At 71.5% G+C, this 24836-nt stretch carries 28 protein-coding genes; 8 read left to right on the forward strand and 20 right to left on the reverse strand.

Going from position 1 to position 24836, the window contains the following annotated elements:
• Nucleotides 1–57 precede the first annotated feature (57 nt).
• The 4 genes from RCR19_RS07865 to RCR19_RS07880 all read right to left on the reverse strand — a co-directional run bounded on the left by RCR19_RS07865 (nucleotide 58) and on the right by RCR19_RS07880 (nucleotide 5359).
• A complete protein-coding gene (locus RCR19_RS07865) occupies nucleotides 58–660 on the reverse strand; it encodes a hypothetical protein (RefSeq protein ID WP_331264467.1) in 603 nt (200 codons plus the stop codon).
• Nucleotides 661–951: 291 nt separating this feature from the next.
• Nucleotides 952–1746, reverse strand: a complete 795-nt coding sequence (locus RCR19_RS07870; RefSeq protein WP_331264468.1) for an RNA polymerase sigma factor SigF — start codon at nucleotides 1744–1746, stop codon at nucleotides 952–954.
• A 272-nt stretch (nucleotides 1747–2018) separates the two neighbouring features.
• Nucleotides 2019–4289, reverse strand: coding sequence for a SpoIIE family protein phosphatase (locus RCR19_RS07875; RefSeq protein WP_331264469.1), 2271 nt, complete (start codon nucleotides 4287–4289; stop codon nucleotides 2019–2021).
• A 230-nt stretch (nucleotides 4290–4519) separates the two neighbouring features.
• The gene (locus tag RCR19_RS07880; protein WP_331264470.1) at nucleotides 4520–5359 is read right to left on the reverse strand and encodes an oxidoreductase; all 840 of its coding nucleotides are present in this window, start codon (nucleotides 5357–5359) and stop codon (nucleotides 4520–4522) included.
• Between the two features lie 178 nt (nucleotides 5360–5537).
• Between RCR19_RS07880 and RCR19_RS07885 the strand changes: the two genes are divergently transcribed.
• The 3 genes from RCR19_RS07885 to RCR19_RS07895 all read left to right on the forward strand — a co-directional run bounded on the left by RCR19_RS07885 (nucleotide 5538) and on the right by RCR19_RS07895 (nucleotide 7688).
• Nucleotides 5538–6485 (forward strand): helix-turn-helix transcriptional regulator, encoded by a 948-nt coding sequence (locus RCR19_RS07885; protein WP_331264471.1) that lies wholly within the window; start codon nucleotides 5538–5540, stop codon nucleotides 6483–6485.
• Between the two features lie 132 nt (nucleotides 6486–6617).
• Entirely contained in the window at nucleotides 6618–6992 is a 375-nt protein-coding gene (locus RCR19_RS07890) for a DUF2795 domain-containing protein (protein WP_331264472.1), read from the forward strand.
• Nucleotides 6993–7157: 165 nt separating this feature from the next.
• A complete protein-coding gene (locus RCR19_RS07895) occupies nucleotides 7158–7688 on the forward strand; it encodes a type 1 glutamine amidotransferase domain-containing protein (RefSeq protein ID WP_331264473.1) in 531 nt (176 codons plus the stop codon).
• A 178-nt stretch (nucleotides 7689–7866) separates the two neighbouring features.
• Here the strand turns inward: RCR19_RS07895 and RCR19_RS07900 are convergent, their stop codons facing one another.
• Nucleotides 7867–8223, reverse strand: coding sequence for a DUF6158 family protein (locus RCR19_RS07900; protein ID WP_331269374.1), 357 nt, complete (start codon nucleotides 8221–8223; stop codon nucleotides 7867–7869).
• A 13-nt stretch (nucleotides 8224–8236) separates the two neighbouring features.
• Between RCR19_RS07900 and RCR19_RS07905 the strand changes: the two genes are divergently transcribed.
• Nucleotides 8237–9343, forward strand: a complete 1107-nt coding sequence (locus RCR19_RS07905) for a Vms1/Ankzf1 family peptidyl-tRNA hydrolase (RefSeq protein WP_331264474.1) — start codon at nucleotides 8237–8239, stop codon at nucleotides 9341–9343.
• 22 nt (nucleotides 9344–9365) lie between these two features.
• Here RCR19_RS07905 and RCR19_RS07910 read toward each other — a convergent pair whose 3' ends face one another.
• Nucleotides 9366–10985, reverse strand: a complete 1620-nt coding sequence (locus RCR19_RS07910; RefSeq protein ID WP_331264475.1) for an ATP-binding cassette domain-containing protein — start codon at nucleotides 10983–10985, stop codon at nucleotides 9366–9368.
• A gap of 98 nt (nucleotides 10986–11083) precedes the next feature.
• Between RCR19_RS07910 and RCR19_RS07915 the strand changes: the two genes are divergently transcribed.
• The 3 genes from RCR19_RS07915 to RCR19_RS07925 all read left to right on the forward strand — a co-directional run bounded on the left by RCR19_RS07915 (nucleotide 11084) and on the right by RCR19_RS07925 (nucleotide 13731).
• Nucleotides 11084–12577: a phosphatase PAP2 family protein gene (locus RCR19_RS07915; RefSeq protein WP_331264476.1), complete on the forward strand. Its 1494-nt coding sequence runs from the start codon at nucleotides 11084–11086 to the stop codon at nucleotides 12575–12577.
• A gap of 125 nt (nucleotides 12578–12702) precedes the next feature.
• Nucleotides 12703–13518 (forward strand): methyltransferase domain-containing protein, encoded by an 816-nt coding sequence (locus RCR19_RS07920; protein ID WP_331264477.1) that lies wholly within the window; start codon nucleotides 12703–12705, stop codon nucleotides 13516–13518.
• A 42-nt stretch (nucleotides 13519–13560) separates the two neighbouring features.
• Nucleotides 13561–13731 (forward strand): hypothetical protein, encoded by a 171-nt coding sequence (locus tag RCR19_RS07925; RefSeq protein WP_059129383.1) that lies wholly within the window; start codon nucleotides 13561–13563, stop codon nucleotides 13729–13731.
• A 151-nt stretch (nucleotides 13732–13882) separates the two neighbouring features.
• Here RCR19_RS07925 and RCR19_RS07930 read toward each other — a convergent pair whose 3' ends face one another.
• Nucleotides 13883–14740 carry an AraC family transcriptional regulator gene (locus tag RCR19_RS07930; RefSeq protein ID WP_331264478.1) on the reverse strand — a complete coding sequence of 286 codons (858 nt, stop codon included), beginning with the start codon at nucleotides 14738–14740 and terminating at the stop codon, nucleotides 13883–13885.
• A gap of 58 nt (nucleotides 14741–14798) precedes the next feature.
• On the opposite strand from RCR19_RS07930, the gene RCR19_RS07935 reads away from it, so the two are divergent.
• Entirely contained in the window at nucleotides 14799–15269 is a 471-nt protein-coding gene (locus RCR19_RS07935) for a DUF2000 domain-containing protein (protein WP_331269375.1), read from the forward strand.
• Here RCR19_RS07935 and RCR19_RS07940 read toward each other — a convergent pair.
• The 13 genes from RCR19_RS07940 to RCR19_RS08000 all read right to left on the reverse strand — a co-directional run bounded on the left by RCR19_RS07940 (nucleotide 15266) and on the right by RCR19_RS08000 (nucleotide 24749).
• The gene (locus RCR19_RS07940) at nucleotides 15266–15565 is read right to left on the reverse strand and encodes a gas vesicle protein K (protein WP_059129386.1); all 300 of its coding nucleotides are present in this window, start codon (nucleotides 15563–15565) and stop codon (nucleotides 15266–15268) included. The two genes, RCR19_RS07935 and RCR19_RS07940, sit on opposite strands and share 4 nt — an antisense overlap.
• On the reverse strand, nucleotides 15562–15756 hold the full coding sequence (locus tag RCR19_RS07945) for a gas vesicle protein (RefSeq protein WP_059129387.1): 195 nt from the start codon (nucleotides 15754–15756) through the stop codon (nucleotides 15562–15564). The genes RCR19_RS07940 and RCR19_RS07945 overlap by 4 nt, the downstream gene beginning before the upstream one ends.
• Nucleotides 15753–16526 carry a GvpL/GvpF family gas vesicle protein gene (locus tag RCR19_RS07950; protein ID WP_331264479.1) on the reverse strand — a complete coding sequence of 258 codons (774 nt, stop codon included), beginning with the start codon at nucleotides 16524–16526 and terminating at the stop codon, nucleotides 15753–15755. Before RCR19_RS07950 ends, RCR19_RS07945 begins: the two co-directional genes overlap by 4 nt.
• Nucleotides 16523–16897: a gas vesicle protein gene (locus RCR19_RS07955; RefSeq protein ID WP_331264480.1), complete on the reverse strand. Its 375-nt coding sequence runs from the start codon at nucleotides 16895–16897 to the stop codon at nucleotides 16523–16525. Before RCR19_RS07955 ends, RCR19_RS07950 begins: the two co-directional genes overlap by 4 nt.
• A complete protein-coding gene (locus tag RCR19_RS07960; protein ID WP_331264481.1) occupies nucleotides 16894–18009 on the reverse strand; it encodes an SRPBCC family protein in 1116 nt (371 codons plus the stop codon). Before RCR19_RS07960 ends, RCR19_RS07955 begins: the two co-directional genes overlap by 4 nt.
• A 2-nt stretch (nucleotides 18010–18011) precedes the next feature.
• On the reverse strand, nucleotides 18012–18626 hold the full coding sequence (locus tag RCR19_RS07965) for a DNA primase (protein ID WP_331269376.1): 615 nt from the start codon (nucleotides 18624–18626) through the stop codon (nucleotides 18012–18014).
• Complete coding sequence (locus tag RCR19_RS07970) at nucleotides 18626–18886, reverse strand: gas vesicle protein GvpG (protein WP_331264482.1); 261 nt, start codon at nucleotides 18884–18886, stop codon at nucleotides 18626–18628. The genes RCR19_RS07965 and RCR19_RS07970 overlap by 1 nt, the downstream gene beginning before the upstream one ends.
• Before the next feature lie 3 nt (nucleotides 18887–18889).
• Nucleotides 18890–19660 (reverse strand): GvpL/GvpF family gas vesicle protein, encoded by a 771-nt coding sequence (locus tag RCR19_RS07975; protein ID WP_331264483.1) that lies wholly within the window; start codon nucleotides 19658–19660, stop codon nucleotides 18890–18892.
• Nucleotides 19657–20079: a gas vesicle structural protein GvpA gene (locus RCR19_RS07980; RefSeq protein WP_331264484.1), complete on the reverse strand. Its 423-nt coding sequence runs from the start codon at nucleotides 20077–20079 to the stop codon at nucleotides 19657–19659. Before RCR19_RS07980 ends, RCR19_RS07975 begins: the two co-directional genes overlap by 4 nt.
• Nucleotides 20080–20134: 55 nt before the next feature.
• Complete coding sequence (locus RCR19_RS07985; protein WP_331264485.1) at nucleotides 20135–20482, reverse strand: gas vesicle protein; 348 nt, start codon at nucleotides 20480–20482, stop codon at nucleotides 20135–20137.
• 126 nt (nucleotides 20483–20608) lie between these two features.
• On the reverse strand, nucleotides 20609–21550 hold the full coding sequence (ligD, locus tag RCR19_RS07990) for a non-homologous end-joining DNA ligase (RefSeq protein ID WP_331264486.1): 942 nt from the start codon (nucleotides 21548–21550) through the stop codon (nucleotides 20609–20611).
• Between the two features lie 14 nt (nucleotides 21551–21564).
• Complete coding sequence (locus RCR19_RS07995) at nucleotides 21565–23412, reverse strand: transketolase (RefSeq protein WP_331264487.1); 1848 nt, start codon at nucleotides 23410–23412, stop codon at nucleotides 21565–21567.
• On the reverse strand, nucleotides 23409–24749 hold the full coding sequence (locus RCR19_RS08000; RefSeq protein WP_331264488.1) for an NAD(P)/FAD-dependent oxidoreductase: 1341 nt from the start codon (nucleotides 24747–24749) through the stop codon (nucleotides 23409–23411). The genes RCR19_RS07995 and RCR19_RS08000 overlap by 4 nt, the downstream gene beginning before the upstream one ends.
• Nucleotides 24750–24836 lie beyond the last annotated feature (87 nt).

Raw genomic sequence — 24836 nt, forward strand, 5'->3', positions numbered from 1 at the left:
GAGTACCCAGGGATCCGGAAGGTCATGGCCGTGCCTGCGAGGCGCACGGGACACAGGTCAGCGGTCGACGCTCAGGCCGTGGCGGCGCAGCCGGTGCGCCGCGGCCCCGAGCGCGGCCGCGCCGGGCGGCCCGCCTGCGACCGGTGACGGTACGGAACCGCCGAAGGCACGGCCCATACCGGCCTGCGACCCGTGCTGGATCCCGGGGGGCGACTGTCCCTGCCCACGATCGTCGTAACCCTCCTGGCCCTGGCCCTGGTACTGCCCCGCGACCCCGCCCTGATACGGAATCCGGCCCTGAGTCTGCCGCCGACCCGGGATCCGGGCCCGGAACGTGCCGCCAGCCGGGATCCGGGCCCTACCGCTGTACACGACGGCGCCCGGGCTCCTGGCCTGCATGCCGCTTCCGTCGGCACGGTCGCGGCCGCCGACCCGGTCCGGCCGGACACTGTCCTCGTCGAAGGCGTATGAGGTGGCGTCGATGAATTCGGGAAGGGTGCCGCCGACGGCGTCGCAGGACACCGAGACGGTATCCGGTCCGCCGGGTGCGACCCTCCGCGGCGTGCTGCGCGCGGCCGGGTCGGCGGTCGTGGGTGCGGCTACGGCGCCCGGAGCGGCACCGGCCACGGCGGCGGACAGGACATGGGCGCTGCGGCGCATGTGGCGGGCTCCTTCGGCCGGGTTCCTCCGGGCACGGTGAGCGTGCCCTCGCAAGCCCATGACAGCCCGCCCGGCCGCGGCCCGCGCGCGGCCGGACCCCATTCGCGCTACCGGGGCAGCCGGGCGGGTGACGGAGGAGGCCGCAGGGGATCCGGTCGGGTGCCCCCCGGCGGCGAGGGGCACCCGACCGGATCAACGGCCCCGAAGGGCCACGGGGCCCTCAGCGGCGGCACGAGCGCGAAGGCGACGTGATGTCCCGTCGCCTTCGCGCTCGCTCCCGGTTCGCGGACCTCAGGCGGCGTCCCTCATGACCTGCTCCCGGAGCTGGTTGCAGCAGCGGCTGATCAGCCGGGACACGTGCATCTGGGAGATGCCGAGGCGCTCGGCGATGACGCTCTGGGTCATGTCGTCGAAGAAGCGCATGTAGAGGATGGCGCGTTCACGTTCGGGCAGGGCCTGCAGCCGGGGCTTGACGGCCTCGCGGTCGACGACGGTGTCCAGCGCGGGGTCGGGCGAACCGAGGGAGTCGCCGAGCGAGTAGCCGTCCTCGCTGCCCGGCAGTTCGGCGTCCAGCGAGAGGGCCGTGAAACTCTCCAGGGCCTCCAGTCCGACCAGCACGTCCTCCTCGTTCATGTTCGCGTGCTCGGCGATCTCGGCGACGGTGGGCCTGCGGCCGGAGATGGTCTGTGACAGGTCCTGGTTCGCGAACCTCACTCGATTGCGCAGGTCCTGAACGCGGCGTGGCACATGCAGGGTCCACATGTGGTCGCGGAAGTGGCGCTTGATCTCACCGGTCACGGTGGGCACGGCATAGCTCTCGAAGGCATGACCGCGCTCGGGGTCGTAGCGGTCGACGGCCTTGACCAGGCCGAGCGCCGCGACCTGACGCAGGTCCTCGTAGCTCTCGCCGCGACTGCGGAAGCGTCCCGCGAGCCGTTCGGCCATGGGGAGCCAGGCCTCGACGATCCGGTCGCGGAGCGCGTCGCGCTCCGGGCCCGGGGAGAGCGTGGCGAGCCTGCGGAAGGCCTCAGCGGTGTCCGGGGCGTCGTCATGGGGATGGTTCTTCACGCTCGCACGGTTCGGCATGGTGGGTCGCAACTCCCTTTACTGGTGCCTGGGGTGGACAGTCACCGTGGGAGGGGCACCCGGGCCGGACGGGCACACCCGCGGCGGGTCTCGATCACTCCCACGGACGTGCCTCCTGTCCGAAGCACTGAACTCCGCCTGCCCTGACCCCTGGACGGCAAACACCCGAATGCGGGAGGGGACGGCCGAACACCTGTGAAGGGCGCGACCGGACGGCGCCCGACGTCCCCGTTCGCACGGCGGGCGCCACGTCGAGGCGCAGAAGTCGCCGCTCAGTTCGCGCCGACGGTCTGCTGCGCCCAGACGGTCTTCTCGTCCGCGTAGTAGCGGGTGCCCCAGTTGTCGGCGAGGTTGGCGATGATGAACAGCCCCCGGCCGTTCTCGTCGATCGTGCGGGCGTGCTTGAGGTGCGGGGCGCTGGACGCGGTGTCGCTGACCTCGCAGGTCAGCTGACGGTCCAGAATGAGGCGCAGCCGGATGGGCGGGGCGCCGTAGCGGATCGCGTTGCCGACGAGTTCACTGGCGATGAGCTCGGTGGTGAAGGCGGTCTCCTCGTCGATCTTCCAGGTCTCCAACTGGCGGCGGACGGCGGCACGCGCGAGCGGTGCCGCCCTGGGTTCGGCCGGCAGGGGGCAGCTGAGCACCTGGTCCGCGGGCAGCGCTTCGATGCGCGCCAGCAGGACCATCTTCTCCTTGTCGTTCGCGTCCCGGAGCGCATAGGCGAGTGCGTCGCACAGGTCGCCCAGGGGCCGGCGCGCGCCCGTCTCGAGGAGTGGGCCCAGGGGCACGGGAAGGTCCTCGTTGATCATCACGATGGTGCTGCCCGGGGGGAGGGAGACCGCGGTGGCCGGGAACGGCGCGCTGCCCTTGCCGGCGAGCACAGGGCCTGCCGATACGCACATGGTGGCCGCGCTGCCGTCCGGGAGCACCGCGAGGGGCTTCGGGTGCCCCGCGCGCACGATGGCGCACTTTTGTTCGACCGAGTCATAGACCACGATCAGGCAACCCGCGGTGAGCGGCACACGGTGCAGGGGGTCGGCGCTGGGCAGTGCCTCCCGCTCCTCGGCCAGACGGGCCGCGGTGTCGCTCAGCCGTGCCATGAGTTCGTCCGGTTCGAGGTCCAGGGCGGCCAGGGAGTGGAGAGCGGTCCTCAGCTGCCCCATGGTGGTCGCGGTGTCCATTCCGCGTCCGGACACATCGCCGAGGATGAGGGCGGTACGCGCCCCCGCGAGTTCGATCACGTCGAACCAGGCGCCCCCGCCCCCCGGTCCGGGGATGTGCAGGTGGGAGATCGCCACCGTGGACGGTGTCGCCGGCTGCTGCGGGAGCAGTCTGCGTTTGACGGTGGCGGCGATGGTCCGCTCCCGGGTGTAGCGGCGGGCGTTCTCGACGCACAGCGCGGCATGCGCACAGATGTCGGACGCCAGTGCGACGTCCGCTTCGTCGAACGGTTCCTCCTCCCGGTAGCGGTAGAAGCTCACCACCCCGAGCGCCTCGCCCCGTACCGACAGCGGGGCGACGATCAAGGAGTGGGCGCAGGAACGCTGGATGGACTCCGCTCGGGGCGCGTCCGCCTCGAGCCAGATGCTGTCCGGCTCCACGGGCACGAGCCGCGGCCGCAGATCGGTCAGGACGCGCGAGAAGGGAGTGCCGTACGGCAGCTTCCGCACCTCGCCCACCGGATACGCCGACCGCAGCCCCCGGAAGGCGGCCCGGCGCAGGGGTATGTCCCGGTCGACCGGAGCCAGCGGCGGCTCCTCGCCGCGCACCACGTCCTCGATCACCTCGACCACCACGATCCCCGAGAACGCCGGTACGACCGCGTCGGCCAGTTCCTCGCAGACGGCCACGACCTCCAACCGCTCCCCCACACATGCGCGCACATGCTCCAACGTCTTCAGGCGCTGCAGGGCCCGCTCACGTTCGGTGACGTCCACATTGGATACGATCAGCCCCAGAACCTCACCGCACTCGCTCTCCAGCCGGGCATAGGACACCGAGTAGACCCGGGGCCTGCGGCCGACGGCCCCCACCATGGAGCGCACCAGCCGATTGAGCACCGGCCTGCCGCTCGCCAGGACCTCACGGGCCGTCTCCTCCTCCTTCTCCGGGGCCGTGAGCCCGAACACCTCGGTGAACACCCGGCCCACCAGTGATTCGGCCGGGACATCACGCAGTCCACGTGTCGCCGTGTTGACGCGCACGATCCGCAGCCGGTCGTCCAGGACGTGCAGGCCCACGGGCGACTGGTTGAACATCGCCCGCAGGATCGCCAGATCCTCCTTCGACACGGCGTCTGCGGCCGCACACACCTCCCACACCACCGAGGAACCGGCCGGCACCGACCTCACCAGCATCGAGTCCGCGCCCCCGCAGCCGGGCCGGTGTCGTTCGCCCTCGGCCGCAGCCTCGTTTAGGAGAGCACCGACGGAGCGGCCGGCCACGTCCGCCGCGTCCCATCCGAACAGCTCACAGGCCAGCGGAGAGCACTCGATCACCCGCCCGGCGTCATCGATTCGCATGAGCATGTCGCTGCCTGCCATGGCACCACACACCTCCGTCCCACCGGCACGTGGACCGCAGGGCGGCTCAGCCGCGATCGGCCGTCGAACCACGCAACGCACCCACCTCCCCATAGTGGGATCCGCACGCGGGCCACCGCCAGCAGAAGCGGCCCGCCGACGCCCGGATCTCGTGGTCCGTGCGCCGGCGGGCCGGGGGGCGTCCGCCCGGCTCCCGGCCACGGGGGCGGCGAGGGCCGCGGCTCCCGCCGTCAGGCCGCGGACGGCTCGTCGATGGACAGGGCGACGTCCCGCCAGGCGGCCAGCACGTCCCCCGTCGCGGCCAGCTTGGCCTCGACGTCGTGGACGGTGGCGGCGCCGAGAGGGAGGCGGATCGGCAGCGACGGGCCCCGAACCGCGGTGATCACCGCCCGGGCGGCCTTGACCGGGTCGCCCGCCTGGGCGTGGTTGGTGTCGTCGGCCCAGGTCCTCGAGGCACCGGAGCTCGCCGTGTAGTCGCCGATGACGTCGGCGGCGCGATGCAGCGACGAGCCGTCCAGGAAGTCCGTACGCAGCGGCCCGGGCTCGACGGCACTGACCTTGATGCCCAGCGGAGCGAGTTCCAGAGCCATCGCCTCGGTGAGGCCTTCGACCGCGAACTTGGTGGCGCAGTACAGACCCCAGCCGGCCCAGCCCACGAAGCCGCCGACGGAGCTGATGTTCAGGACCGTTCCGCTGCGGCCGGCGCGCATGACCGGCAGTACGGCGCGGGTGACGGTCAGCAGGCCGAAGACATTGGTGTCGAAGACACTGCGCGCCTCGGCGTCGGAGGTCTCCTCCACGGCTCCGACCAGCCCTCGTCCGGCGTTGTTGACCAGCACGTCGATCCGGTCGAAGCGGTGCAGCGCGGCGGCGACCGCCGCCTCGGCCTGCTCGGGGTCGTTCACATCCAGGGGCACGGCCAGCAACCGCTCCGGGCGCCCCGGCAGGGCGTCGGTCACGGCCTTCGGGTTGCGGGCGGCGGCCACGACGTTGTCACCGTCCGCCAGGGCCTGGCGGGCGATCTGCAGTCCGAAGCCGCGGGAGGCGCCGGTGATGAACCACGTACGCATGAAAGAGACTCCATGAGGGGGGCGAGGATCCGGTCGCTGCCACGACCGGAGCGGACCCTCCCCATACGACCGGAGACCGGAGCGGTGTCCCAGCGGTTGTCGGGCCCCGGTGTTCCTGGTTCCGGCAGACCCCCCTTCGCCCTGGCAGGCCGATCACCGGCTGCCGATACTTGAGGACATGGCCGAGCACACCGAGTTGCGCGAGTTCCTCAGGTCCCGCAGGGCTCGCCTGACCCCTCCGGACGTAGGGCTTCCCTGGAACATGGACGGGCGCCGGGTCGCCGGGCTGCGCAGGGAGGAGATCGCCGTACTGGCCGGGGTGAGCGTGGACTACTACACGCGGCTCGAACAGGGTCGGGCCCATAACGTCTCCGACCAGGTCCTCGCCGCGGTGGCCGCCGCGCTCCGGCTCGACGGGCTGGAGCGGCAGCACCTGTTCGACCTGGTCAGGGCCGACGCGGGCCGCCCCGACCGAACCGCCGCCGCGCCGCCCGCCCGGGCGCCCAGGGCCCGTTCCGGGCTGCACGAGCTGCTGCGGTCCCTGGATCCGACACCCGCCGTGCTGCACGGACCGCGCCTGGAGGTCGTCGGCGTCAACCGGATGGGCAAGGTCCTCCTCGACGACTTCGAGGCCATGCCGGCGGCCGAGCGCAACATGGCCCGCTGGATGTTCCTCGACCCCAGGGCCCGGGAGGTCTATCCGGACTGGGGGGAGATCGCCGAGCAGACCGTGGCCATCCTCCGCGTGGCCGCGGGCCGCAGCACCTCGGACCCGGCCCTGGCCTCCCTGGTCGGAGAACTGAGCACACGATCGGAGGAGTTCGCCCGCTACTGGGCCAACTACCGGGTCTTCCAGCACACGCACGGCACAAAGCGTTTCCGCCATCCGGCCGTCGGTGACATGACGCTCAGGTACGAGACACTGCACACCCCCACCGAGGCGGATCTGTATCTGACCCTCTACCTCGCGGCCGCGGGTTCACCGTCCGAGGAGAAGCTCCACATCCTCTCCAGCTGGGCGGCGGCGCCCGCCACCCGGAGCGCCACCGGGGGCGGGGACGCCCCGGCGGGGGACGCGGCGTCCCGTGGTCCCTCGTTCCGCTCCGGCCCGCCCGAGGCGCACTGATCAGCTCCTCCTCCGCGATCACCGGCCGTGCGCGTCCCTTCCCACCGCCCGGTTCGGCCATCCGGCTCACCTCCGTGTCGATCGCGGCCCACCGGGTACGCGAGGGTCCACCCCGAAGATCTGGAGGGAGTCATGCAGCGAGGCAGTGACCGCCTGAGCGTCCATCGTGACGACGAGATGAAGCACGAATTGCAGGGCCTGCTGCGGTCCGGTCACCCGACCAGGACCGAGGAGTGGTACGACCCCGAACCGGTCGCCGACGACGACCCGGCGGTCTGGCGCGGAGCGGTGGTGCCCGGCGACTCACGGACGGCCCTGGAGGCCGCCCGCCTGGAGCTGGCCCGGTATCTCGGACGCAGCAACTTCCCGGCGACGCCGAGTCATCTGGCCCGCGTCCTGCGGAGCAAGAACGCGCCCGACCCCCTGCTCGAGGCGGTGGAGCGGCTCCCCCGCCCGGCCCGCTACGCCAACGCCGAGGCGCTCGCCGAAGCCGTCGTGCGCAGCTAGCCGGCCGTGCGGAAGGCATGGACGTCCGGCCCAGGGGTACTGCGGGCGTCGCTGCGCCGCAGCAGTACCCCTGCCGGCCGGCGCCGGCCGCCGCGCCGGGCCGCCTGAGGGCTGCGCGCGACGGCGCACCGGCACGCGCAAGCAGAGAAAGGACGAGTGACCGTCATGCGTATCGCGTTCCTGACCGCGCCCGAAGGCGTCGAGCAGGTGGAACTCACCGATCCGTGGCAGGCCCTGATTGAGGCCGGCCACGAACCGGTTCTGGTGTCGACGAGGACGGGCCACATCCAGGCGTTCGATCACCTAGACAAGGCGGACACCTTCCCGGTGGACGCGGTGGTCGGCCAGGCGCAGGCCGAGTCCTTCGACGGGCTGGTACTGCCCGGAGGCGTGGCCAACCCCGACTTCCTGCGGACGGACGAACGGGCCGTGGAGTTCGTGCGCTCCTTCTTCGCCCAGGGGCGTCCTGTGGCGGCGATCTGCCATGCGCCGTGGACGCTCGTCGAGGCCGATGTCGTACGGGGCCGCACCCTGACGTCCTGGCCCAGCCTGCGCACCGACATCACCAACGCGGGCGGCACCTGGGTGGACGAGCAGGTGAGGGTCGACCAGGGCGTCAACAAGCTGATCACCAGCCGTAAGCCGGCCGATCTCAAGGCGTTCGACGAGGCGGTGCTGACCGAGTTCGCCGCCTAGCGGGACACCACCGCCGTAAGCCGGTTTCCCCGGACGTAGGCGCCACGGCACCGACGGTGAGGGACGGCGGCCGGTCGGCGCGGACGTCTCCGATCAGGGGGATGCGCGCGACGCGCGCTCCCCCGGCCGGCGCACTGCCGGTCGGCCCCGCCGCTCCGAGAACCGCGGCACGCCCGTGTCAGCGGGCGGGCTTCACCCGTTCGGGTTCCGCGCTTTCGAGTTCCGTCAGGCTCGTCCCCCGGTCGCGTTCCCGGGCGCCGTCGCGCGTCCGGCTCGCGGCGATCACACGGCGGGGATGGCGGAGCAGGTACTCGCCTTCCAGCTTCGCCATGCGGTCGTTGTGGGCCCGCAGCGCGTCGTTCGATCCGTACAGCAGCGTGTCGTGCCGCGTGCGGTGGATCGTCTCCAGCTCCTTCATGAGCTGCTGGTCGGACAGCCGGCCCGGGTCGACTCCGGTCATCGTGGTACCCCGCTCGTCGTGTTCCTCGGTGCGGTCCGGGTACCCGCCCGGACGAAGCACTACCCCGAGCGGCATCCGGGAGGGAGCCATGGATCTCGCCTTTCTCCATCCACTGTACGAACATCCCGGACCCTGGGCCTCCGTGTATGTGGACACCTCCCGGCACACCGAGTCCACCCCCCACGAGCGCGCACTGACCGCTCAGGCGCTCGCCCGTGACCTGGACTGGCAGGGCGCGGACGAGCCCACGTGCCGGGCCGTGCGGACCGCCGTCGAGGAACTGGCCCACTCCCCCGAACCGCACGGCAGGGCGCTGTTCGCGCGGGCCGGCGAGGTGGTCCTGGATCCGCCGCTGGCCGCCGTCCCCGACGAGTCCTCGGCGTCCTGGGCCGCTCTGCCGCACACGGCTCCACTGCTCGACCTGGCCAACGAGGAGCCGGTGTGCGTGGTGGCGTACATCGAGCGCAAGGGCGCCGAATTCGAGCTGCGCGGGGCGCTGGGCAGCAGCGACGCCGGGAGGGTGACCGGGCAGGAGCGGCCGCTGCACCGTACGACCACCGGTGACTGGTCCGTGCGCCACTTCCAGCTGCGGGTGGAGAACATCTGGGAGCACAACGCGGCCGAGATCGCGGACGCGCTCGCCGTCTGCCAGGAGGAGACGGGCGCCGACCTGGTGATCCTGGTCGGCGAGCGGCGTGAGCGGCACTCCGTGCACGAGCGGCTGCCGAACCGGCTCCGCGGGCAGATCGCCGAGGCGCCCCACGGCCCGGGCAGCCGGCTGCTGGACGAGGACGTGGAACGGATCCGCGCCCAGCACGTGCGTGCCCGGGCGGCCGAGGAGCTGGAGCGCTTCCTCGCGGCCCGCGCACCGGACACAACGGGTCGGTCGCGGGCGGCCGAGGGCGTGCAGGCGGTGGCCGAGGCGGCACGCGAGCACCGTATCGACGAACTTCTGATCCACCCGTCCGGCTCCGACACGCACCGGGAGGTGTGGATCGGAGAGGACCCCGACCAGGTCGCGGTGCGCCGCGGGGACCTCACGGCGCTCGGCGAGCGGTACCCCGAGCAGGCCCGGGCGGACGACGCGCTGCTGCGCGCCGTGGTGGAGACGGGAGCCGCCGCGATCTCGGTGCCGGCCGTACGGCCGGGCGAGGCGCCGGTGGGCGGCGTGGGGGCGCTGCTGCGCTGGGCGTAGCGCACGGGCCTCCCGGCACCCCTCAGCGCGCCCGCTCCACCCTTCGCTCGTCCCAGACCGGTTCCGGGGTCTCGCGGATCCGGCCGTCGCTGCCGAAGACCAGGTAGCGGTCGAAGGAGCGGGCGAACCAGCGGTCGTGGGTGACGGCGAGGACCGTGCCGTCGAACGCCTCGAGGCCCGTCTGGAGCGCCTCCGCGGACTCCAGGTCCAGGTTGTCCGTCGGCTCGTCGAGCAGCAGGGCCGTGGCGCCCTCCAGCTCCAGCAGAAGGATCTGGAAGCGGGCCTGCTGCCCTCCGGACAGCCGCTCGAAGTTCTGCTCGGCCTGCCCGGTCAGCTCGTAGCGGCGGAGCCGGGACATGGCCGCGCCGCGGTCCTGGGAGTGCTCGAGCCACAGGATGTCCAGGAGGGTACGGCCCTCCAGCTCGGGGTGGGCGTGGGTCTGGGCGAAGTGCCCCGGCACGACACGCGCCCCGAGCCGCCATTCCCCGGTGTGCGCCACGTCGCCGCCCGCCAGCAGCCGCAGGAAGTGCGACTTGCCCGAGCCGTTGGATCCGAGGACCGCGACGCGCTCGCCGTAGAAGACCTCCAGGTCGAAGGGCTTCATCAGGCCCGTGAGCTCCAGTCCCGCGCAGGTGACGGCCCGGACGCCGGTGCGGCCGCCCTTGAGACGCATCCTGATGTCCTGCTCGCGCGGCGGCTCGGGCGGCGGCCCGGCCTCCTCGAACTTCCGCAGCCGGGTCTGCGCGGCCTGGTAGCGGGACGCCATCTCATGGCTGACGCTCGCGGCCTGGCGCAGATTGAGCACGAGCTTCTTGAGCTGCGCATGCTTCTCGTCCCAGCGCCTGCGCAGTTCCTCGAAACGTGCGAAGCGCTCCCGCCGGGCCTCGTCGTAGGTGGCGAAACCACCGCCGTGCACCCAGGCGTCGGCGCCGGTGGGGCTCGGCTCCAGCGAGACGATCCGCTGTGCGGCGCGGGACAGCAGCTCCCGGTCGTGGGAGACGAACAACACGGTCTTGCGGGTCTCCTCCAGCCGCTCCTCGAGCCAGCGCTTGCCGGGCACGTCGAGGTAGTTGTCGGGCTCGTCCAGGAGCAGGACCTCATCGGTTCCGCGCAGCAGCGCCTCGAGGACGAGCCGCTTCTGCTCGCCGCCGGAGAGGGTGCCGACCTGGCGCCACTGGGCCTTCTCGTACGGGACGCCGAGGGCCGCCATGGTGCACATGTCCCAGAGGGTCTCGGACTCGTAGCCGCGGACCTCGGCCCAGTCGGACAGGGCCTGCGCGTACCGGAGCTGGGCGGCCTCGTCGTCGACCGTCATCACGGCGAGCTCGGCGGCGTCCACGGCGCGGGCGGCCTCGCGGATACGAGGCGGGGCTACCGAGGCGAGCAGGTCCCGCACGGTCGTCTCGTCCCGTACGGAGCCCACGAACTGCCGCATGACCCCGAGCCCGCCGCTGGTGGTGACACCGCCGCCGTGCGGCTTCAGCTCGCCCGAGAGGAGCCGCAGCAAGGTGGTCTTCCCGGCGCCGTTGGGCCCGACGAGCGCGACGACCGCCCCGTCGCCGACCCGGAAGGACACGTCGCCGAGCAACGCCCTCCCGTCCGGGAGGTAGTACTCGAGGTGCGCGGCTTCCAGGTGTCCCATGGGGCGCATTGTGTGCGGGCGCGGGGGTGCCGGGCAATCGTTTATCGCTCCGGCGGCGGTCCGGGCAGGGTTCGACCTTCTCGGGGTATCCGCGTTCCATGACCCCAGATGTCGACCTCACCATGCGTCCGCCGGGCCCGCATCCGTTCCGCGATCGCCTGCTCGCCTCCGACTGCCGCCTGTTCGAGGCCGTCGCCTCCCGGCACTGGCCCGGCGCCGACCATGTGCTCCCCCGCCTGAGCCGGGCGGCCAACCACGGTGTCCTGTGGTTCGCCACGGCCGCCGCCATCGCCGCCGCCCGGACCCCGCGCGCCCGCCGGGCCGCCGCTCGCGGCGTCGCCTCGCTGACCCTCGCGTCCGCCGCGATCAACACCCTGGGCAAACGGACGGTGCGCCGCCCCCGTCCGGTCCTCGACCCGGTCCCCGCCGCCCGCAGGCTCAAGCGCCAGCCGATCACCACGTCTTTCCCGTCCGGGCACTCCGCCTCGGCCGCCGCCTTCGCCGCGGGCGTGGCGCTGGAGTCGAGCGGCTGGGGCGCGGCGGTCGTCCCGCTCGCGGCCGCCGTCGCGGTCTCCCGGGTGTACACCGGCGTCCACTTCCCGAGCGACGTCCTGGCCGGCGCGGCCCTCGGTGTGGGCGCCGCCCTGGCCGTACGCGGCCTGGTCCCGACCCGCTATCCGGCGCCGCCGCCCGGCCGCCCGCACGCGAACGCACCCGCGCTGCCGGACGGGACCGGTCTCGTGGTGGTGGCGAACAGGGCCTCGGGGACCGCCGACCGGATACACGCCCTGCAGGACGCCCTTCCCGGCGCGGAGATCGTGGAAAGCGAACCGGCCGACGTGGAGACCGAGTTGGAGAAGGCGGCCGCCCGCGCCCGGGTCCTCGGCGTCTGCGGCGGCGACGGCACGGTGAACGCGGCCGCCGAGGTGGCCATGCGGCACGCCCTGCCGCTCGCCGTGGTCCCGGGCGGCACCCTCAACCACTTCGCCCTGGACGTCGGTGTCGAGGACGTACGCGACGTGGTGCGCGCCGTCCAGCAGGGTGACGCGGTCCGCGTCGACGTGGGGCGTTTCGTCTCGGGCGCGAGGCGCGGCTGTTTCCTCAACACGTTCAGTCTGGGCGTCTACCCGGAGCTGGTGCGCGAGCGGGAGCGCTGGTCACCGCGGATCGGCGGCTGGCCGGCCGGGGTCCTCGCCGCCCTGCGCGTCCTGAGCACCGACCGCCATCCCCTGCGCGTGGACCTCGGTGGCGGCACCCGTCCGCTGTGGCTGCTCTTCGCCGGGAACGGCACGTACCACCGGATGGGCCTCGCCCCGGCTCGCCGCCACGATCTGTCGGACGGCAAGCTCGACGTACGGGTGGTGCACGGCGGACGCCGCCCGGCCGCGCGGCTGCTGGCCGCCGCCTTCGCGGGTCCGCTCTCCCGCTCTCCGGCCCATGCGGCCGTGAGGGTGCGGCGGCTGCGTCTGGACGGGGTGGCCCCGGGCACTCCGCTCGCCTACGACGGGGAGGTCACTGAGGTCGACGGCGATGTGACGCTCGAGAAGCTGCCCGAGGCGCTGACCGTCTACCGGCCCCTGCCGCTCGGCTGACCGTCCCCCCTTTGCGGCTGTCCATATAGCAAGACGCGGGTCTCATTATTCGGCATGATCGCCTACCGTGATGCGTACCGCCCGGCGGTTCGGCCGCCGGTCCGTACGACGGGAAGAGGAAGGTCATGTCGAAGGAGACGGCCGTCTACACGCACGGCCACCATGAGTCCGTGCTGCGCTCGCACACCTGGCGCACCGCCGCCAACTCCGCGGCATACCTCCTCGACTCGCTCAAACCGCACATGAGGATTCTGGACATCGGCTGCGGCCCCGGCACCATCACCGCCGACCTTGCGGAACTGGTCCCCGACGGCCGTGTCACCGGCGTGGACCGGGCGGCGGGCGTCCTGGAGCAGGCCCGGGCGACGGCCGCCGCGCGGGGCCTCGGCAACGTCGACTTCGCCGTCGCCGACGTGCACGCACTGGAGTACCCGGACGACACGTTCTGCGTGGTCCACGCCCATCAGGTGCTCCAGCATGTGGGCGACCCGGTGCGGGCGCTGCGCGAGATGCACCGGGTGACCAGGCCGGGCGGTTACATCGCCGTCCGCGACGCCGACTACGCGGCGATGACCTGGTACCCGGCATCCGAGGGCCTGGACGACTGGCTGGACCTCTACAGGCGGGTCGCACGGGCCAACGGCGGCGAGCCCGACGCCGGACGGCGCCTGAAGTCGTGGGCATTGAGCGCGGGCATCCGCGACGTCACCACCACGTCCGGCACCTGGACCTTCGCCACCGAGGAGGAGCGGGCCTGGTGGAGCGGGCTGTGGGCGGACCGCACCGTCGCGTCGGCATACGCGGACCGCGCCACCGAAGGGGGCCATGCGACACCCGGGGCCCTGCGCGCGGTTTCGGAGGCCTGGCGGGAATGGGGACGGCACGAGGACGGCTGGTTCGCGGTACTTCACGGAGAAATTCTCTGCCGAAAGCACGTCTGATCGGCGCGGTTCGGGAAACACGGTCGGCAGGAGGTCAACAAAATGGTTCCCATTCTGCTGGTTCTGCTTCTCGCCCTGATTCTCTTCGGCGTTGGATTTGCGGTGAAGGTGCTGTGGTGGATCGCTCTCGCGGTTCTTGTGATCTGGCTCCTCGGGTTCCTCGTGCGCGGGACGACCGCCGCCGGCGGAAGGGGTCGCTGGTACCGATGGTGACGCTGACGCGCGTCCGGTGATCCGTCCGTCGCCGGCATTTCGAAAAGCGTCGGCTTCAGCCGGCCCGTGGGGACCGCCCGCGGGCCGGCTCGGTCGTTCCGGGGAATTCCCACGACCGTTCCACGCCACGGGGAATGGAATCCGACCGCGCTCAGGAATTCAGCGATCCGATGTGTCTGATTTTCTCGGCGCTATTTCCCGTTCCGCCCCTCTTCGTCCCGGTACGGGCATACCGCCCCGGAGCCGTGCCCAGAATCCGCCTGAAGTGCCGGGTGAAGTGGGACTGGTCGTAGAAGCCCACGGCGGTCGCCACCTCGGCCGGCGGTCGCCCGTCGAGCAGCAGGCGGCGGGCGAGATCGACGCGGCGGGACGTGACGTACTGGTGGGGCGCGATGCCGAACGCGGCGCTGAAGGCACGTACGAGATGTGCGGGGTGTGCGTGGAGCACGCTCGCGGCCTCGTCCAGCGTGGTCCCTTCGCGGAGCCGCTCGTCGAGGAGGTCGCGCAGGTCCCCGGCCACACCGCGGTCGCTCGCCGCGGGATCGGCGGGGAGGCCGGGCGACAGATGTGCGCGCAGGCGCCCGCTGATCAGGGCCAGCCGGCTCTCCGCCTCCAGTTCGTCTCCCCGGTGGGCGAGGGCCGCGTGGAGCTGTCCGATGCGTCGGCGCAGGAGGGGGTCGGCGAGGTCGGGGCCGTCGACCGCCGGGCCGATGAAGCTCTCGTCGAGCTGCGTCATGTCGAGGTACAGGACACGCTTGCGGAAGCCGTGCACGGTGGCGGGGGAGCCGTTGTGCGGCACTTGGGGCGGCAGCAGGCTGACGGTGTCGTGCGGGGTGCCCCGCTCGTGGTGGTCCAGGTCGTAGCGGACCGCGCCGTCGTCGACGATCAGGAGCGTCCAGGCGTCATGGACGTGCATGGGATAGGCGTGCTCGACGAAATGGGCGTGGAAGACCTCGACGACGCCCGGGACCGGCGGGCGCCAAGCAGAGATCTCCTGCCGGGATGCCACGCAAGAAACGTACAAGACGCCGAGGGCGTCCACACCGCAGTCTCACTCCATGAGAACGATGGATCAGACGGCGGCCGGGGGCGGGGCCCGGACCGATGAGGCGACCGAGAGGACACCCGTCCGCTTCGATACGAAGATCGCCGTACTGCTGCGGGACGATCTGGAGTCCTGGCAGCGGCTCAATGTGACCGCCTTCGTGGTCAGCGGGCTCGGCACGGCGGTGCCCGAGGTGATCGGCGAGCCGTACGCCGACGCCGACGGCACCGCGTATCTGGCGATGTTCCGCCAGCCCGTGCTGGTCTTCGAGGGGACGAAGGAGACGCTGTCGCTCGCGCACGCCCGTGCCCTGTCCCGTTCGCTGGCGACGGCCGTCTTCACCTCGGATCTGTTCGGCACGGGCAACGACCGCGACAACCGTGCGGCGGTGCAGGCCGTCCGAAACGACCAGCTCGATCTGGTGGGCATGGCGGTCCACGGACCGCGCAACGCGGTCGACAAGGTCCTCAAGGGCGCGCGTATGCACCCCTAGTCGCGTGGCAGCAGCGGGCCCAGCGGCCCGAGGTCCAGGTTGAGGTCCTCGGGCCGCAGCCCGTAGCGGTCGCGCAGCTCGGCCATGCGGTCCTCCAGGAGCATCAGCGTCAGCCCGATCCGCTCCTCCTGGTCCTCGGTCAGCTCTCCGGTGTCGAACCGGCGCACCGCCTGGCGCTCCATCAGCTGGCGGAGCAGTTCGACCACCGTCAGCACCAGCTTGACCAGGTCCCGTTCCACGGTGTCGGGCTCCAGGTCCAGCCGGTTGCGCGGCTTGCGGGGCGTCCTGTCGGTCATGGGGCTTCGGCCTCCGGCCAGGGCGAGGGGACTTGGGCGTTCACCGAACTGATCAGGGCGTTCAGATCGATGCGGACGAGATCGACGTCCGCTATGCGCAAAGTGATGTCACCGGTGATGACGACCCCGCCCGCGAGCAGCCGGTCGAGCAGGTCGACCAGGGCGATCTCGCGGTGTTCGACGGCGATCATGCCACTCCCTGCGTCAGTCCGGTGAAGGAGTAGGCCGCCCAGGGACCGGTGAGTTCGACCCGGACGCCCGGGGTGTCGTCCTCGGCACGGTCCACCAGCTCCACGAACTCCTCGGAACGTGATCGCGGGACAAGGTAGGAGGCGTTGAGCACATTGCGTCCGGTGGCCCCGGAGAGCGTCGCGTTCTGCGGGGCGTGCAACCGGGCGTCCTCCGCGTACCCGGAGAGCGCTTCATGCAGCCGGGCCGCGAATTCGTCCGCCTTCTGCCCCCGCTGCTCGTGTGCGGCCGTACGCCTACGGCGCTGCCGCAGATAGTCCCGTCCGGAGGCCGGCCTCGCCGCGGGGCGTTCCTCAACGGCCTCCTTCTCCTCCTCCTGCTCGACGTACACCTTCACGCCCCATTCCACCCGGCCCTCGAGCCGGTCCAAGGCGTGCCGGAAATCCTCCTCGCGTTCCTCGATCATCACGCGTACGCCGCTGTCGTCACGGAACACGGTGCCGAGTCGCAGGGGCAGTGGAGTGGTGACGCCGGTGAGCGCGTCGACAACGTTCTGGTGAGCGCGGGCCGTGGCGGTGAGCCACTCCAGGTCCTCCAGATGCTCCTTGAGCGGCTCCTCCGCGAAGTCCTCCTCGGGAACGAGGCTGAGGACCGCGATGAGGCCGTGGTGCTCCAACTGCCGTGCGGGAATGCCGGCCACCCCCGTCAGCTGGGCCTGCAGGGGCGCGCTGAGGGGGCGGCAGACGGCATAGACGTACCGCAGCGCCGTCACGGTGACTCCTTCTTTCTGCGTCGCGGGGCTTGTCGCGGGGCGGCTTCGAGCTCCTCCGCCTCCCGGCTGGCCTCGAGGCGTTCGAGACGGGCGCGCAACTCGGTGTTCTCCCGCGTGAGTTCGTCGCGTCGGGCCCGGGAGGACAGGGCGGGGTCGGACTCCCACCAGTCGATGCCCATCTCCTTCGCCTTGTCGACGGAGGCGACGATCAACCGGAGTTTGACGGTGAGGAGTTCGATGTCGAGCAGGTTGATCCGGATGTCGCCGGCGATCACTATGCCCTTGTCGAGGACCCGTTCAAGGATGTCGGCGAGGTTGGCGCCGCTGCTGGGCCCCCCATAGGGATCGGGAAGCCGGCGGGGCGTCGTCATCGCCGGCTCCCGGCGGCCGACGGCTCGGCCTCACGTTCGTCCTCCTCCTCGTACTCCTCTTCCTCCTTGCCGTCGTCCTCGTACTCCTCCTCCGGCTCCTCCTCGTCCTCGTACTCCTCCTCGGCCTCCTCGTCGTACTCGCCCTCGGGCTCCTCCTCGGCGCCTTCCTGGTCCTCGTCGTCCTCGTACTCTTCCTCGGCGCCCTCTTCCTCGGCGCCCTCTTCCTCGGCGCCCTCTTCCTCGCGTTCCTCCTCGGCGACCGCGTCCTCATGGGTGCGTACGACCTCGCCGTCGCGGATCTCGCCGCGCCAGCCGTCCTCCGCCTCTCCCTTGAGGCTGATGAAGCGTGCGAAGTGCTTGAAGTCCAGGCGCGCCCGGCGGCCCTGGGCCCGCCAGATGTTGCCGGTCTTCTCGAAGAACCCGCTGGGGTAGTACTCCATCACCAGCAGCAGTCGGGTGAGGTTCTCACCGAGCGGGTGGAAGGTGATGACGCCCTTGGTGGAGCCCTTGGCGCCCTCCGAACTCCACTGGATGCGGTAGTCGGGCACCTGCTCGATCGTGTGCGCCTTCCAGCTTCGGCTCGACCAGAACACCTTGGCCTGCCAGTCGGAGGTGGTGTCGTCGGCGCGGTTCGCGCTCTTGACGCCCTTGGCGAAGGTGCTGAAGTCCTGGTACTGGGTCCACTGGTCGTACGCGGTCCGCACGGGCACGCCGACGTCGATGGACTCGATGATCACCGTGGGCTTGTTGCCCCCACCGCGCTTGCGCTTGCTCTTGCCCCCGGTGAGGCTCTTGAAGGCCTCGCCCAGCTTCTCCTTGGCCTGGCCGGCACCCGTCTCCAGGACGGCGCGCAGCGGGCCCTTGCCCTCGGCGAGCTTGCGTCCGCCTTCCAGGGCCAGCTTGGCGAAGCCGGGGCTGTTGCCCTCGGCGATGTCGTTCAGCTTGACGGTCGTCGAGCCCAGTTTGCGGCCCACGCCCACGAGCATCCGCTCGGCCTGCGCGGCCAGGTAGCCCTGCATCTCCTGCTTGAGGTGGTCGAACGCCTCGCTCTGGGCGACCTTGGACAGTCCGCCGTTCGTCCTGTCCGCCGCGGAACCCGCTGTGTCGGACATCGTCATCGCCTCCCTTCACCACGCGACCCTCGAGCGGCGCTCCGCGCGCCACTCTTCGCCGCCGCGGTCTTCTTCGCGGGGGCCTTCTTGCCCGGGGCCTTCTTGGCCGCGGCCTTGGAACCCGGCGCCTGCTTGGCGGGCGCCTTCTTCGCGGGCCGCTGCCCGCCCGCGGCCTTCTTCGGCTCGGCACGCGACGGGGCATCCCGTTCCGCGCGCTCCTCGGACTCGCCGGACTCGTCCTGCGCCCGGTCCTTCTCGTCCTCGTCCCCGAGGCCGGGCAGGTCGGGCTTCTCCGGCACCACTCCGGACAGTTCGTCCCGCACCTGCGAGGTGCGGTCGTGCAGCCGGTCGGCGATGCCCTCCATCTGTCGTTCCAGGAGCGCGCCGGAGGCGGCCTTGCCCACCCCGCGCAGATCCTGGCGCAGCTGGTCGCCGATCTCCTTGAACTGCGGATTGTTGAGCAGCTGCTGGTTGAGCAGGTCGGCGACCGCCCGAGGGCTCAGCTGCATGCGCTTTCCGGCGACCAGTGAGGCCACGGCGAACGCCAGTTTCATCTTCTTGGTACGCCCGAGGACGTATCCCGCCCCTATGGCGAGGCCCAGTGCGGTTCGATTCATCATGTCGTCCCGTCGCCAGTTCCCGATGTACGACCCATACCGACCTCCAGCCGGTCGAGGAGTGCGTCCTCCTCGCGGTCGAACTCCTCCTCTGTGATCTCGCCCTCCTCGAGCCGACGCTCGAGAAGGGCGAGTTCGGCCCGGACCGTCGCCGGGTCGTAGTACTGTCGCTCGGCCTCGGCGATCACCTGTCTGATCACCCAGAGGCTGCCGCGCGCCGGTGCGAACGGCAGCAGCAGGGCCTCCGTGAGCAGTCCCATGGGTCACTCCTCGTGCGTGGCCGTGCTCGTCGTGCTCGCCGCGGGCTCGGCAGGGCCCGGCTCGACAAAGCTGTACGGCGGCAACGGCCCGTTGACCCGCAGCTCGAGGTGCGGGTGACTCTTGCGGATCTCCTCCACGGCGCCCACGAACTCGTCGGCCGCGTCCCTGGGCACGAGCAGGGAGAGATTGGCCAGCCAGCCGGTGGACTCGGGACCCGCGCTGACGGCCTCGGCCGTCGGCTCCAGCAGGTTCCTCAGCTCGGCTGCATCCTCCTCCTCGAGGCTCTGCACCGCCCCGGCGGCCATCTCACCGAGCCGCAGCCGGTCGTCGTAGCTGCCGCCGCCCGCCTGCCGTCCGGATTCGATCAAGGCGCGCAGCTCCGGGTTGTCGGCCACCACCCGCTGGAGCACCGCCTCCTGGTCGTGGCTGGCCTTGACGTTGTACTCGACCCTGCCGGCCAGGGCGGTCAGCCGCTCCCGGTAATGCTCGGCGCGCTCGACCAGGACCTCGGTGACGGCGCTGTCGTCCGGGGCGACGCTGCCGAAGCGCATCGGCAGTACCGAACCCCCGCCGCCCGCCTCGCTGAGAATGCTCTGGTGGGCGAGCAGATCCCTGCGCTTGGGCCGCAGTCCTTCCGGGGCGTCGCTGACGATCGCCGCCAGTTCGCCCGCCTTCAGGATCCGGATCGTGCACGGCGGGTCGCCCACGCCGCCCATGTCCTCGGGGAGCGAGGGGTGCGAACTCGCGGCGATGCCGTAGACGTACGTGCTCACTCCTGCTCCTCCCTCTTCCGGGCGGACGTGCTCCTGCGCGTCCGCGGCCTGTCCTCGCCCTGGCCCTCCTCACGGGCCTGTTTGAAGGCGCCGGAGATCGTCTCCGCGGCTCCTGACAGGGCGCCCTTCGACTTGCCCCGCGCGCCCGACTCGGTGATCTCGCCGACCAGGTCCGGGAGTCCAGGGGCCTTGCGCGGACCCGCCTCGAGGTCGAGCCGGTTGCAGGCTTCGGCGAAGCGCAGATAGGTGTCGACGCTCGCGACCACGACCCGCACGTCGATCTTCAGGATCTCGATGCCGACGAGGGAGACGCGGACGAACGCGTCGATGACGAGTCCTCGGTCGAGGACAAGCTCCAGGACGTCGTACAGCCCACTGGAGCCGCCACCTCCGCCGGTCTGTGCCGGGACAACCGTCATACCAACCGATCCTCCTTGTCCGTGTGGTGTTCGTGAATGCAGGCCGGAAGGCGGTCTACTGCTGACCGCCCGGCCGATGTGCGTCGGCCCTGCCGCGTTCGTAACGGCGAACGCGCCGATAACCGGCGAGCTCACCCTCGGAGGTGAGCTCCACCTCGTAGCTCGCGAGCAGACTCATCGTGTCGGGGACCCGGGCGAGTTCCAGGACCTCTATATGCAGTTGCCAGCCGCCCTCCGTACGCTCGAAGGACGAGACGGATTCGGGGGTCATGCCGGTCAGCTCCGTGAACTCGTCGCGGCCCTGACGCAGCACCTCCATCGGCTTCAGCCGGCCCTTCCCCGCGCCGTCCCCGGACTTCTTGGGCGAATCCTGTGAATTCGATGCACTTGATGTATTTGACATGGCGACCTCGTAAGCCGAGTGCCCACTGTGTTCTCCACAAACATGCGGAGCCGGTATTCGGACGGGAGAATGCGGCCTCGCGCGGGACCGCCCTCAGGGGCCCCGGGGGCGGTCCCGCGCGCTCACTCACTGCGACGCGTCGAATTCGCCTTGTCGTCGGCGCAGCGCCGCCAGCCGCCTGCGCGCGGGATCCGGCGCGTGGGGCCGCAGCCCCGCCCAGGGCTCGGTACGCGCCTGGTCCACCGCGTCGGCGATGGTCCAACGACGGGCGTCCAGCTCCGGGTCGTCCAACTGGTCCCAGGACAAAGGTGTGGCGACGGGAGCGCCCGGCAGGGCCCGCACGCTGTAGGGGGCGACTGCGGTCTGTGCATAGGCGTTGCGCTGTACGTCGAGATAGAGCCGGTCCCCGCGGTCCTTCTTGCGGGCGGCGGTGGTGAGCAGCTCGGGGTGGGCCTCGGCGAGGGTTTCCGCGATGTCCGCCGCGAACTCCCTTATGTCGTCCACGTCGTGGTCTCCGCCGATCGGGACGATGACGTGCAGCCCACGTGACCCGGTGGTCATCAGGCCCGACTGCAGCCCGAGTTCACCGAGGAGATCGCCCACCAGCCGTGCGGCGCATCGCACTTGTCCGAAATCGTCCTCCGCGGGATCGAGGTCGAAGACCATCCGGTCGGGCAGGCGCAGCCGGTCGGCGCGGGACAGCCAGCGGTGCAGCGTCACACACGCCTGGTCGGCGAGGTACACAAGGGTGGCCGTGTCGTCGCAGACCGTGTGGCAGACGGTGCCGCCCTCCTTGCCCACCTCGACACGGTGGATCCAGTCCGGGTAGTGCTCCGGGGTGTTCTTCTGCATGAATCGGGGGCCCGCGAGACCGTCCGGATGCCGCTCCAGCATCAGCGGCCGGCCCCTCAGCCGGGGCAGCATGAAACGGGCCACGGAGCGGTAATAGGCGACGAGGTCGGCCTTCGTGTACTCCTTCGCGTCACCCTCGCCCGGGAACAGGACCTTGTCCGGCCGGTGGACCTCCACCGTGCGGTGGCCCACCCGCATGGTCCGCGCGCTGGTCATCGTGGTCCCTCCGGTCAGCGCACGACGGCTTCCTCCACCAGCAGCCGGGCCGCGGCCGCGATCGACTCGGCGTCGATGCCGGCGGCGTGCAGCTGTTCGGCGGGGGTCGCAGAGCCGGGCATCGTACGGACGGCGAGCCGCACCAGGCGGGGCACGGGGCGCCCGTCCGTGAAGGCGTCCAGGACCGCGTCGCCGAGGCCGCCCTGCTCGCGGTGGTCCTCGACGGTGAGCAGGCAGCCGGTGCGCTCGGCCGCCTCCCGCAGGGTGGCGCGGTCGACGGGCTTGACCGAGTACAGGTCGATCACCCGCACACTGATGCCCTGCCCGGCGAGGGCGTCGGCCGCCTTCAGCGCCTCGTGCAGGGTGACTCCGGCCGCCACGAGGGTGAGCCGGTCCTCCGCCGAGGCGCGCAGCACCTTGCTGCCGCCGATCGGGAACTCCTCGGTCGGGCCGTAGATGACCGGCATCTTGCCGCGCGAGGTGCGCAGATACCGGACGCCCTCCAGACCGGCCGTCGCGGCGACCAGCCGCGCGGTCTGGTTGGCGTCGCACGGGTACAGCACGGTCGAGTCGTACACCGAACGCATCATCGCGAGATCCTCGAGGCCCATCTGGGAGGGGCCGTCCTCGCCGATCGCACAGCCCGCGTGCGAACCGACGAGGTTGATGCCTGCGCCGCTGATCGAGGCCATGCGGATGAAGTCGTGGGCGCGGGTGAAGAAGGCGGCGAACGTCGAGGCGTAGGGCACCCAGCCGCGCGCCGCCATGCCCACCGCGACCCCGACCATCAGTTGCTCGGCGATGTAGCACTCGAAGTAGCGCTCGGGGTGCTCCTTGTGGAAGAACTCGGCGCGCGTGGAGTCGCCGACCTCGCCGTCGATGGCGACGACGTCGCCGCGGGCATGGCCGAGCGCGGCGAGCGCCTGGCCGTAGGCGTCGCGGGTGGGGACCTCGTCGCCGATGTCGTAGCGCGGCAGGTCGAGATGCCCGCCCTGCACGGCGTGCAGCATCCGGGCCGCGGGCGGCGACTGCACCTCGACACGCAGGTCACGGACGCCGCCGAGCTCGGTGATGGCCTCCTCGGCGTCCGGCAGGGGCTTGCCGTGCATGCCCTCCCGGTCCTGGACGGCGGCGACGCCCTTGCCCTTGAGGGTGCGGGCGAGGACGACGGTGGGCTGTCCCGTGGTGGACCCGGCCTCGGCGAAGGCGCGCTCCACGGCGTCGACGTCGTGCCCGTCGACCTCCACGGTGTGCCAGCCGAAGGCCTTGAAGCGGCGCGCGTACGCGTCCAGGTCGTGGCCGTGGCGGGTGGGTCCGCGCTGGCCCAGCCGGTTGATGTCGGCGATCACGATCAGGTTGTCCAGATGCTCGTACCCGGCGTGCTCCGCGGCCTCCCAGATGGAGCCCTCGGCCAGCTCGCTGTCACCGCACAGCACCCAGACCCGGTACCCGGTGTGGTCGAGCCGCTTTCCGGCCAGGGCGATGCCGACGCCGACGGGCAGCCCCTGGCCGAGCGAGCCGGTCGCCGTCTCCACCCAGGGAAGCCGGCGGGGGGTGGGGTGCCCCTCCAGACGACTGCCGAGTTTGCGGAAGGTCAGCAGCTCGGTCTCGTTGATGGCTCCCGCCGCCTTGTACGCGGCGTACAGGAGCGGGGAGGCGTGCCCCTTGGAGAGGACGAACCTGTCGTTGGCGGGGTGGGCGGGGCGCTCGAAGTCGTAGTGCAGGTGGTTCGCCAGCAGTACGGCCATCAGGTCCGCGGCGGACATCGACGAGGTGGGGTGTCCGGATTCGGCCGCGGCGGCGGCACGGACGCTGTCGACACGCAGCTGCTGGGCCAGTTCGTGGAGCTGACGGGTGTTCATGAGTTCTCCTTCGTCCCGTGGGGAAGGTCGGGGCCTCCGGGTACACGGGCAAGTTCGGGCGAGGACGACTCCAGTGGCACGGACCAGGAGCGGACCAGTCCCAACTGGACTCCCTGTCGGGGCAGTAGGGCTTCCAGGAGCCAGTCGGCGGCGACCCTGACCCGGTTTCCGGGCATGGCCGCGAGGTGGTATCCGCGAGCGACGGCCCCGGCGAGCAGTCCGGACATCGGGATGCCGAGGGGGTTGGCGGCGGCCTGCACCCCGCCGAGGTCCACGACGAAGCCCAGGTCGCGGTGGCGATACACGCGCCGGGAACCGAACCCGAGGGACGCGGCGACGTTGTGGGCGCAGACCTTGCCGTGCCGCCAGGCGTGCTGCGCGGTCATCGGGGTGTACTGGCCCGGCTTCTCCAGATCGGGCACGGCGGCCGCGTCCCCGCAGGCGAACACCTCGGGATGGCCCGGTACCTGGAGATACGGATCGACGAGCAGCCGTCCGCGCTCCAGGGGGCGGTCGATGCTCTCGACGAGTGGATCGGGGCGTACGCCGACGCACCACACCAGCGTGCGGGTCGCGACGAACTCCCCGTCGGTCAGCAGGACTCCGTCGTGCGTCGCCTCCTTCACGGAGGTGCCCATCCGCACGTCGACGCCGCGTCGCCGCAGCACACGGTCCGCGGTGCGGGAGAACCGCTCGTCCATCTCCGGCATCACACGCGGCGCGACGTCGAGCAGCAGCCAGCGCGGCCTCATGCCCTGGCGCAGCGATTGCTCGCGCACGAGCGCGTCGGTGAGCAGTTGGCCCTGCGCGGCGACCTCGGTACCGGTGTAGCCGGCGCCGACCACCACGAAGGTGCAGCGTTCGGAGCAGCTCTCGGAGTCCTCGGCCGCGGCTGCCAGTTCGATCTGGCGGGTCACGTGGTCCCGCAGATACAGCGCTTCGGGCAGCCCGCGGAAGCCGTGCGCGTACTCGGCGACGCCGGGGATGGGCAGGAGCTTGTTGACGCTGCCGACGGCCAGCACCAGCCGGTCGTAGCCGAGTGTGCCGCCCTGGCCCTCGGGGCCGGTGTAGTGCACGGTGCGCGCGTCGAGATCGATGCCGTCGGCCTCGCCCAGCACCAGCCGCACATGGCGCAGGGTGCCCGAGAGGGAGACCGTGACGCGCCGGGGTTCCAGGATGCCCGCGGCGACCTGGGGCAGCAGCGGGAGATACAGAAAGTAGTCGGTCGGGTTGAGCAGGGTGATGTCGGCCCTGTCCCGGGTCAGTCGCGACAGGGTGCGGGCCGTCCGGTAGCCGGCGAATCCGGCACCGACGATCAGGATGCGGGGTCGACTCACGATTCGCCTCCGGCGTGGTCGCGCGTACGTCTGCGTATGGCTGGCGGGCGCACGGATGCCGCCCTTGCGAGACCTTCCGCGTCCCCC

Origin of the sequence: Streptomyces sp. WAC07094 (assembly GCF_036320405.1) — a bacterium.
GTDB lineage: Bacteria > Actinomycetota > Actinomycetes > Streptomycetales > Streptomycetaceae > Streptomyces > Streptomyces lannensis.